Genomic DNA, 8,133 nt, shown 5'->3' on the forward strand with positions numbered 1-8,133 from the left:
AAACAAAATCATTAAAGGAGTTAAAGCATCGTAAGATGCTCTTGGTATTACCTCTATTGGCTCTCCCATTTATAACGGTGATATTTTGGGCATTAGGCGGTGGAAAAATGGACGCTGCCAACTTAGCAACGCCACAGCAAAAAGGGTTTAATATCAAACTGCCCAATGCAAACCTCAAAGAGGGGCTTCTGCTAGATAAAATGAATTACTACGATATGGCAGCCCTTGATTCGGCAAAGCTAAATGAACTCATCAAGAAAGATCCTAACTATTTAAGTCAGTCTTTCCAGATTGACTCGACTGAAGATAGTAGTAATGTCAATTCTAAAAAAGGACGAACTGGATTAAATACATCAGCGTATCAGGATCCAAACGAAATAAAAGTGCATCAAAAATTGGAAGCATTGCAAAAAGCAATCAATGCACCCGTAGCTGTTCCTACACAAAATAGGGATGTCAGTAGGTATACAAAATCAAATGAGTCTTCCATGCATTCCAATGATGTAGACAGACTCGAACAAATGATGCAGTCCATGAATACTGGGCAGGATACTCCAGATCCGGAATTGCAACAACTCGGTGGAATGTTGGAAAATATATTAGATATCCAACATCCTGACAGATTACAGGAAAAATTAAGAAAAGCTTCCGAGACTCAGCGAGGACAAGTATTCTCTATTTCCACCAGAGAGCAAGAAGACCCTGTTTCTTCTTTACAAAACAAATCGGATAATGCTACCGAGTCAGGACAGAATGAGTTTTACTCCATTGATGAATCTCAAAATGCGGATTTAATGCAAAATGTGGTGGAAGCTGTCATCCATGAAACACAAACTATTGTAAATGGAGCTACAGTTAAGTTTCGACTGATGAACGACATTTTTGTAAGTGGTATTAAGATTCCAAAGGATAATTTCTTGTTTGGAGTAGCTTCCTTAAAAGGTGAACGACTAACAATCAAAATAAATAGCATTAGATACAACAACTCCCTATTCCCAGTGGATTTGTCTGTGTACGATCTGGATGGACTCATTGGAATTTATATTCCGGGAGCTATTAACCGTGATGTTGCCAAAGCATCTGCTGATCGTTCCATGCAAACTCTGGGCGTTGCAAACCTTGACGATTCCTGGGGTTCACAGGCAGCTGGGGCTGGAATTGAAGCGGCTAAAAGTCTTTTGAGTAAAAAAGTAAAGATGATTAAAGTGATTGTAAAAGCAGGCTATCAAGTACTGCTTCGTGATGAAAAACAAAAAGATTCCAATTAAAAACTAAAAATATTGCTATGAAAAAATTTAATGTGTTAGTGATGGGGTATTTATTATTAATGACCATCGGTGTATTTGCACAACAAACAAGTAAAAACAACCTTTCTAAAATTGAACCCAATTCTTTACTGATAGCGTACTCAAAAACAACCAATATCGTATTTCCTTTTGCTATTAAAAGCGTGGACAAAGGAAGTCCCGATATACTGGTACAAAAGGCAAAAGGTCTGGAAAACATTCTTCAAATCAAAGCAGCCCAAAAAGGATTTCTTCAGACCAATCTTACGGTAGTGACTGCTGACGCAAAATTGTATTCTTTCGTATTGAATTATGATGAGGAATCACCACAATTGAATCTCAGTTTGAATAAAACTAAATCCGAAGGACAGGAAATTTATTTTTCTGATAAAAACATAAATGATGAGGATGTTCAGGAATATTCCAAATTAGCTTTTTACGACAAGAAAAAACTGCGAGGTGAAAAAGAAAGCCAGTATGACATTGACTTTAGTCTCAACGGAATTTTTATTCGTGACGAAGTGATGTATTACAGGATAAAAGTAACAAACAACTCTAAAATTAATTATGATATTGACCAGCTTCGCTTTTTTATTCGCGATACTAAAAAGTAAAACGAACGGCTTCACAGGAAATCGAAATCACTCCAATCTATATCTTGAACAATGTAGTTAAAATTGAAGGTGAAGCAGAAAACACCTTTGTATTTGCACTTCCAAAATTCACCATTCCAGAGAAAAAATTCTTATCCATACATCTTATGGAGAAAAATGGCGGAAGGCATGTGGAACTGCATGTAAAAAACAAAAAATTGGTACAGGTCACTATACTCCCTAAACTATAAAACATTTCAATCATTTAAAAATTGAGTCATGAACGAGAAAAATTTTGAATACTTAAAAGAGCAGGTTAAGTACACCGGTTTCGGTGATGCACTTGAGTCTGAAATAAAAGAAAAATTACAGAAGGAAGAACCTAATTTTACTTTACCCATCATGCTAAATATGGCAATGATACAGCTATAGCTACGTTGAATTTTAAAAAATCCGATCAAAGTGATATGTATTTTTTTAATTCTTATAAAGTAGAATTGCATAAAGAGAATTCCAAAGAAGCGTTGGAGCAAACCTTCTATATCAATAAAGGCCACAACATCACTATGAAAGAAGCTTTTAATCTTATGGAAGGAAGATCCGTAAATAAGGATTTGACAAATAAAGAAGGAGAACGTATGATTCCGCCAATTCCAAATCGATTTTAAACAAACTGAGACTAATGGAAATTTCAAACTAAATCAATACCATCAAAATTATGGTTATGATTTGGAAGCAACACTCGCCAAGCATCCCATTAAAGAATTAGAAAACCCTAAGTATAAAGAAGATTTAATGGATTCTATGAAAAAAGGAAATCTGCAATCTGCTACTTTCTTAAAAGATGGTAATGAAGTTAAGCAGTACATTGAAGCTAGTCCTCAATTCAAAACTATCAATGTGTATGATAACAATATGCAACGCATTGACAATCGTCATTCCAAAGAAGAAAAGCAATCCGAAACCCAGCAAGCTTCTGTAAAACAGGGCACAAAAAGACAAAACCAAAGTACTGATGACGATGGTCCTGAAGTGCCAAAGGAAGCTAAGAGAAAAAGGAAAAGTCAATCCATGTAATCATGAACGACCAACTTCCCATTAACAGAGTAGAAATGGAATTAAAACAGTGGCACTCTAGGGAAGAGCGTTTTAGTAAACTGTTTAATTTCAGTCTTTCAGCCAATAGATCGCTGATCAAAGAAAAGCTTCATCATTATGAACGCATTGGAACAAAATATAAGGGTACTAAAAACATAGAGGAACGTTTTGCTTTACAGATGCTCAAGCAGGAAAAGAGCAAGATGCTAAAACAACTTTACCCTAATCTATTAGTACGTCTTGTTCGTAAGCTGGTAGTTGCACCACTTATTGATCAAATCGCGGTACGTAAGGATGCAAAAGAGGAAGAAAAGAATAATCAATCGCTGCACAATCAAGTGCAGCGAATTGGTTTTGGAGATATGTCAAATCAAATTGATCAGCAAATCAAACAAGGTCATGAGCGGTTCACTATTCCCGTTTCCTATTACGTCAATGAAAAAGAACGTCTGAATCATGAGTTGTCTTTTTCTAAAGACCAGAGTGGACAGTATCAATTTGATGGATATAAAACTACTCTGCAAAACGAATCAAAGCCCGAAGAAGACAAAAACCAATATTTTAAGATTCATGAAGGAAATTCTGTTAACACATCGCAGGCTTATAATTTATTAGCAGGACGAGCAGTTCAAAAAGATAAATCTTGGATTCAGCTTGATCTTAATGATAAGGATGCTGTTGGCAATCATCGTATTAAAGAATTCCATTCCGGTTATGGTTATGATCTTGAAAAGGCAGTGCAGCAACTTCCTTTGAAGGAATTAACCAATAAAACCGAAGCCGATAAATTAAAGGATGCGTTAAAACAAGGAAATAGACAGCCCATAACTTTAATTAAAAGCGGAAATGAATACCGGTTTTATATTGAAGCTAATCCCCAGTTTAAATCGGTAAACATTTATGATGAGCACTCGAGAAAAATTACACTCTCAACGGCTTTGGGTAATAAAACAATGGAAACAGTAAAACAAATACAAAAAACTAATGAGAACCAACAGGTGAATCCTTCTAAACGAAATGAGATGCACATAAGTTGATAAACTTAGAAATAATGAAAACACTACAACCTTTATCAGATTTCTTTAAGGCAATAGAAAAGGATTATAGAATCAGTATCACTCATATTGGTATATATGCTGCATTGCTAAAATTTAGAGCTGACAGAGGTTTCATCAACCCTATTAAAGTATATAGCTATGAAATTATGAAGATAGCAATGGTTTCTTCACCTAAAACGTACCTCAGATGTATACAAGAATTAAGTGAATACGGCTACATTAAATATGCTCCAACCCGGAATAGAAACCAAAGAAGTATCATTTATTTCAATTCTTAGCAACACTGATTGATATAGGAATAAAATTGTGAAAAAGATTATACTATGAAAAAGTTCACTTTTGAAGAACTTCCCGATGCAGTTTCAAAATTGTATGGGAAGATGCAAGAAATAGAGAGATTTTTAGCAGACAGTACACCTAATCTTAAAAAAAAGCCTCACCGCTTTATCAATTAAGCAAAGAAAAATGCAATACTTATCTCAATAAAAGCGATTTAGCACAGCTTTTTTATATTCTGATGGATGAGAAAATTTTCTTCTTTGATGATCATAATCAAAAGCGCAATAGAAGTAAAATTCAACTTTTTATAGAAGAAAATTTTACTTATAAAGGAGATTCCGGGCTTCAAACAACCATAGATACAATAAGCAAGCAGTTTTCTGAGTCAAAAGGATTTACTTATAAGAACAAACAAATAAAATTTCTTGAGGAAATTATTAATACACTTGAAAAACGGAAAGAGAAACTAATTGGCTGGTAATCTGTATCATTTAAAAATGCAATACTAAAAATTAAGAATTATGTATAAAGAAGGTAATAAAACAAAAATTTCCTATATAGTAGCAATCAAACAATTACTGGATCCTTTATATGACAGGTTGGAAAAAATAGATTCTAAAATAAAAGGGAACAATACAATAGACAGCTTACGATATTATAGAAATGAAGATCTAAAGAAAATGTTTGGACTGTCAAACAATACAATCATAAAATACCGTCAAACAGGTATACTTCCTTATACCAAATTGGGAGATATATTTCTGTATGAAGCTACAAAAATTGACAAAATTCTTCAGAATAATTCTTCATAGCTCTTATTATGTACTTTTTAAAAAGTTACAAAAAATGAAAAATCCTTTAAACACTTGTGTTTAAAGGATTTTAACTTTTAAAGTTTCTTTTGAAACTTCTACTGGCGGAGGAAGAGGGATTCGAACCCCCGGACCTGTTACAGTCAACAGTTTTCAAGACTGCCGCATTCGACCGCTCTGCCATTCCTCCAGTAAGACGCAATAATTTTCTCATTGCGGGTGCAAATATAAGATGTTTTTTTGATTGCAGAAAATTTTTTGAAACTATTTATAAATAAAACATAAAAATAAATAGCACAAATTTACAGATGTAAAGAATCTGGTTCGAATCTGATATCTAATTTGTCGTGTTTTTTGTTTAAAATTTTGAGGTGTTTTTTAAGATTGTTTTTTTGTAAGTAACGTTTAACAAACTAAATAATTTCTAATTCTTCGGGAAAAATTCCAAATATTTCTTTGAAATTATTTCTAATCCAATTTTTCATTACGGTTTCACTTTGTTTTGTTGTCAGCCATTGATAATCATATTTGAATTCACCGTCTTCTTTAACCCATTTAATAATCATATCTTGCGATGTATTGTAAGCATAGAATAAATTAAAGGTAGTTTCAATATCTTCTAGTGAGTAATTTTCGAAAATTATTGGCTTAATAGTACCATCTTCATCATCAATAAAAAGCGCTTGATGCTTATTAAATATTTTTTCAACAAGAGGTATAGTAATTTCTTCGCAAGCTTCTGATGTCATAGATTTTCCTGGCCAACAGAAAATCATTGGATATGCGATTTTGTCTTGTTGAAAACGAATATATTTTGATGCGAAAAGTCTTATTTCCATATTTTTAGGTTTAAACTTCATTTTGCTTTCTTCTTCCAATAATTCTTTAACAGAATCATTTTCCTCTACCCAGTTACTAATAATTTTACTTGCATATAAGGTTGGGTGGCAGTAAATTGATTTGCATAATTCTTCACTATATTTAATATATTCTTCTTTAGAGTATTTGTTTATGGCAGAAATCCATTTATTCTTATCTTTTTTATAACCTGACACAGCATTGTAAATCTTAAATCCAGGATCGTTAGAAATTATAAAAGTTTCATAGTGAATATGTCAAAGGGAAAACCATCACTTGGATTTATTGCTATATCACAAAGTAATAAAAAAACACCAATTATCGAATTATTTAAATTATCAGGTCTTTCAATTTCTGTTATATCTAAAAAATAGATTAAATGCTTCAGGTACATTCATTTAGCATTCCAAGTTTTTCAAAATCACGATATGAATATTTATTCTTAAAAGTAATCGTTAATATTGTAGTTGGTTAAATCTTGCCTGCCCTTCATATATTGCATGAGTACCTAAATTAGCAATAGTCATGGTCTTGAAATAATAAAAAATCCAGTTTTTTTTCTTCTTCTAATTTTTTAAAATTTGGCGTCCAATTATAGATATTTGGTAAAAAATCATAATGAGGGTCTATTGACGTTGCAAGTGCATGTATTGATGAAGACCAAGAGAGAGATGAAAACAATGACCCATACTAAAAAAGAAGCGCTTATCATTTTTAATTTTATGTATATTTTTATTGTTAAAATAAAAGCTTTTGCGTATAAAATATCATGATAATAATTAAGTATACTATTTACTTCTGCGTTATCATATTTACCTTTTTTCTTGAAGTATTCTTTATCGTATCTGATTATAGGTTTATATTTTTCATTTTTTTTTATCAGTGTTGTTAATTAGGGTGAATGTATGTGCAATAGCATAAAGTTATGCTTGTTAATAAATGATAAGCTACATGCTGCCACCAATGAATATTCTCATGTATTATGTGGACAATGATTAATTCGTTGAATGCTTAGATCATTCCTTTTTAAGGCATCATGAATGTCCTTTCTCAGTCTAATTACAAACTGCATAGGATTATAACTACCTTTACTGTTAGCTCCTTTAATTGAAGATTCAAATCTACATTAAAATTTGCTTGTGGTCAATAATTTTAAATCAAGCTGGCTCATTAAAATATTTCATTATGGGATTAATCCATTAGTTTTTAAGAATTTTCTAACAAAAAAACGGCACATTCCGCTATACTCGCTGTCTTTTTGAGTTAGCAATTTCATGGCATCTACTGAAAATAATCTTCAAAATGATTTTTTGTTAAGTTATTCATCAGTGCATTCTGTGCTATTCTAATATAAGTTAGTAAAATAACTAATTTTTGCTTTCTTGATTCAACTAAATCTTTTCTTTTTGTAAAACATATACCTCAACTGATTTTTTACCTTTATCTGTTATTCCTTTAATTATTGCAAATTTTTCATCATACTCAAAATGTTCTTCAGGTTTATCTACGCAAGGATTCATCAGCAATCGATACGGCTCTTCCTTCTCTAATCGTTGTCTGGTGGTCATAACTCTTTTTCAGGGGGTTGCTTAAACGGAAATTGGTCCAACTTTCCTCTTGCTTTGTCGTCGGTATCTAAAATTTGTCCATTTTCATCAAATAAGTTTTTTATTTCTTGCCTGGTTACAATGTTGACAAGAAATAAGTAAATTGTCCCAGTCATTGGCAAGCCAATAATATCCTGGCGTTTTCGGGTATTTTTCCTTCAACTCTTCCTTTAGGTCTATAATGTTCAATATCTCCATCAGAAACCTTAGCATAATCTGATTCACAGCAAGCACATTTGTTGCCAAATATTGCTTTTAGTGCGAATTTTATCTTAGGGTTTTTATATTTACTAAAATCAAAACTCTTTGTTTGAGTTGTGGGCTTATAATGATTAATTGCATTTCTTGTTTCTACAGACCAGGGATAATTTGTTGCTTTTAAAAATGCAGGAACAGGTCCTCTGTCAATGTATATCATAACCAGTCAATATTTTTTTGATTAATAATTTTTTGAACAGGTGCTGCCTCCCTGCACAAACAGGAGCATGTATTAACCTTAGCAATACACTAACTTAATCAAGTGTAAAACGTCAGCATAACAA

14 protein-coding genes and 1 tRNA gene are annotated in these 8,133 nt (G+C 32.4%); 11 read left to right on the forward strand and 4 right to left on the reverse strand.

Annotation, left to right across the window (positions count from 1 at the left end):
* Positions 1-35 precede the first annotated feature (35 nt).
* From traM to AC1RYN_RS12865, 11 genes are all read left to right on the forward strand, one after another.
* A complete protein-coding gene (traM, locus tag AC1RYN_RS12815) occupies positions 36-1,268 on the forward strand; it encodes a conjugative transposon protein TraM (RefSeq protein ID WP_481807283.1) in 1,233 nt (410 codons plus the stop codon).
* Between the two features lie 17 nt (positions 1,269-1,285).
* The gene (gene traN, locus AC1RYN_RS12820) at positions 1,286-1,900 is read left to right on the forward strand and encodes a conjugative transposon protein TraN (RefSeq protein WP_481807284.1); all 615 of its coding nucleotides are present in this window, start codon (positions 1,286-1,288) and stop codon (positions 1,898-1,900) included.
* A gap of 44 nt (positions 1,901-1,944) precedes the next feature.
* Complete coding sequence (locus tag AC1RYN_RS12825) at positions 1,945-2,130, forward strand: DUF4138 domain-containing protein (protein WP_481807285.1); 186 nt, start codon at positions 1,945-1,947, stop codon at positions 2,128-2,130.
* A 28-nt stretch (positions 2,131-2,158) separates the two neighbouring features.
* Positions 2,159-2,311, forward strand: a complete 153-nt coding sequence (locus AC1RYN_RS12830; RefSeq protein WP_481807286.1) for a hypothetical protein — start codon at positions 2,159-2,161, stop codon at positions 2,309-2,311.
* A gap of 5 nt (positions 2,312-2,316) precedes the next feature.
* On the forward strand, positions 2,317-2,547 hold the full coding sequence (locus tag AC1RYN_RS12835) for a hypothetical protein (protein ID WP_481807287.1): 231 nt from the start codon (positions 2,317-2,319) through the stop codon (positions 2,545-2,547).
* Positions 2,548-2,608: 61 nt separating this feature from the next.
* The gene (locus tag AC1RYN_RS12840) at positions 2,609-2,956 is read left to right on the forward strand and encodes a hypothetical protein (RefSeq protein WP_481807288.1); all 348 of its coding nucleotides are present in this window, start codon (positions 2,609-2,611) and stop codon (positions 2,954-2,956) included.
* 2 nt (positions 2,957-2,958) lie between these two features.
* Positions 2,959-4,014, forward strand: coding sequence for a hypothetical protein (locus AC1RYN_RS12845; RefSeq protein WP_481807289.1), 1,056 nt, complete (start codon positions 2,959-2,961; stop codon positions 4,012-4,014).
* 14 nt (positions 4,015-4,028) lie between these two features.
* Entirely contained in the window at positions 4,029-4,313 is a 285-nt protein-coding gene (locus AC1RYN_RS12850; RefSeq protein WP_481807290.1) for a hypothetical protein, read from the forward strand.
* 45 nt (positions 4,314-4,358) lie between these two features.
* The gene (locus AC1RYN_RS12855; protein WP_481807291.1) at positions 4,359-4,490 is read left to right on the forward strand and encodes a hypothetical protein; all 132 of its coding nucleotides are present in this window, start codon (positions 4,359-4,361) and stop codon (positions 4,488-4,490) included.
* A gap of 62 nt (positions 4,491-4,552) precedes the next feature.
* The gene (locus AC1RYN_RS12860) at positions 4,553-4,795 is read left to right on the forward strand and encodes a hypothetical protein (protein WP_481807292.1); all 243 of its coding nucleotides are present in this window, start codon (positions 4,553-4,555) and stop codon (positions 4,793-4,795) included.
* A 40-nt stretch (positions 4,796-4,835) separates the two neighbouring features.
* Positions 4,836-5,126 (forward strand): helix-turn-helix domain-containing protein, encoded by a 291-nt coding sequence (locus AC1RYN_RS12865; RefSeq protein WP_481807293.1) that lies wholly within the window; start codon positions 4,836-4,838, stop codon positions 5,124-5,126.
* Positions 5,127-5,228: 102 nt separating this feature from the next.
* Here AC1RYN_RS12865 and AC1RYN_RS12870 read toward each other — a convergent pair.
* The 4 genes from AC1RYN_RS12870 to AC1RYN_RS12885 form a co-directional block, all read right to left on the reverse strand.
* Positions 5,229-5,316 (reverse strand) — tRNA-Ser (locus tag AC1RYN_RS12870).
* A 223-nt stretch (positions 5,317-5,539) separates the two neighbouring features.
* On the reverse strand, positions 5,540-6,181 hold the full coding sequence (locus AC1RYN_RS12875) for a hypothetical protein (protein ID WP_481807294.1): 642 nt from the start codon (positions 6,179-6,181) through the stop codon (positions 5,540-5,542).
* Between the two features lie 1,194 nt (positions 6,182-7,375).
* Positions 7,376-7,552: a hypothetical protein gene (locus tag AC1RYN_RS12880; RefSeq protein ID WP_481807295.1), complete on the reverse strand. Its 177-nt coding sequence runs from the start codon at positions 7,550-7,552 to the stop codon at positions 7,376-7,378.
* A gap of 151 nt (positions 7,553-7,703) precedes the next feature.
* Complete coding sequence (locus AC1RYN_RS12885; protein WP_481807296.1) at positions 7,704-8,009, reverse strand: hypothetical protein; 306 nt, start codon at positions 8,007-8,009, stop codon at positions 7,704-7,706.
* Positions 8,010-8,133: the final 124 nt, after the last annotated feature.

The sequence above is a fragment of the Flavobacterium sp. TC780 genome (assembly GCF_056783245.1).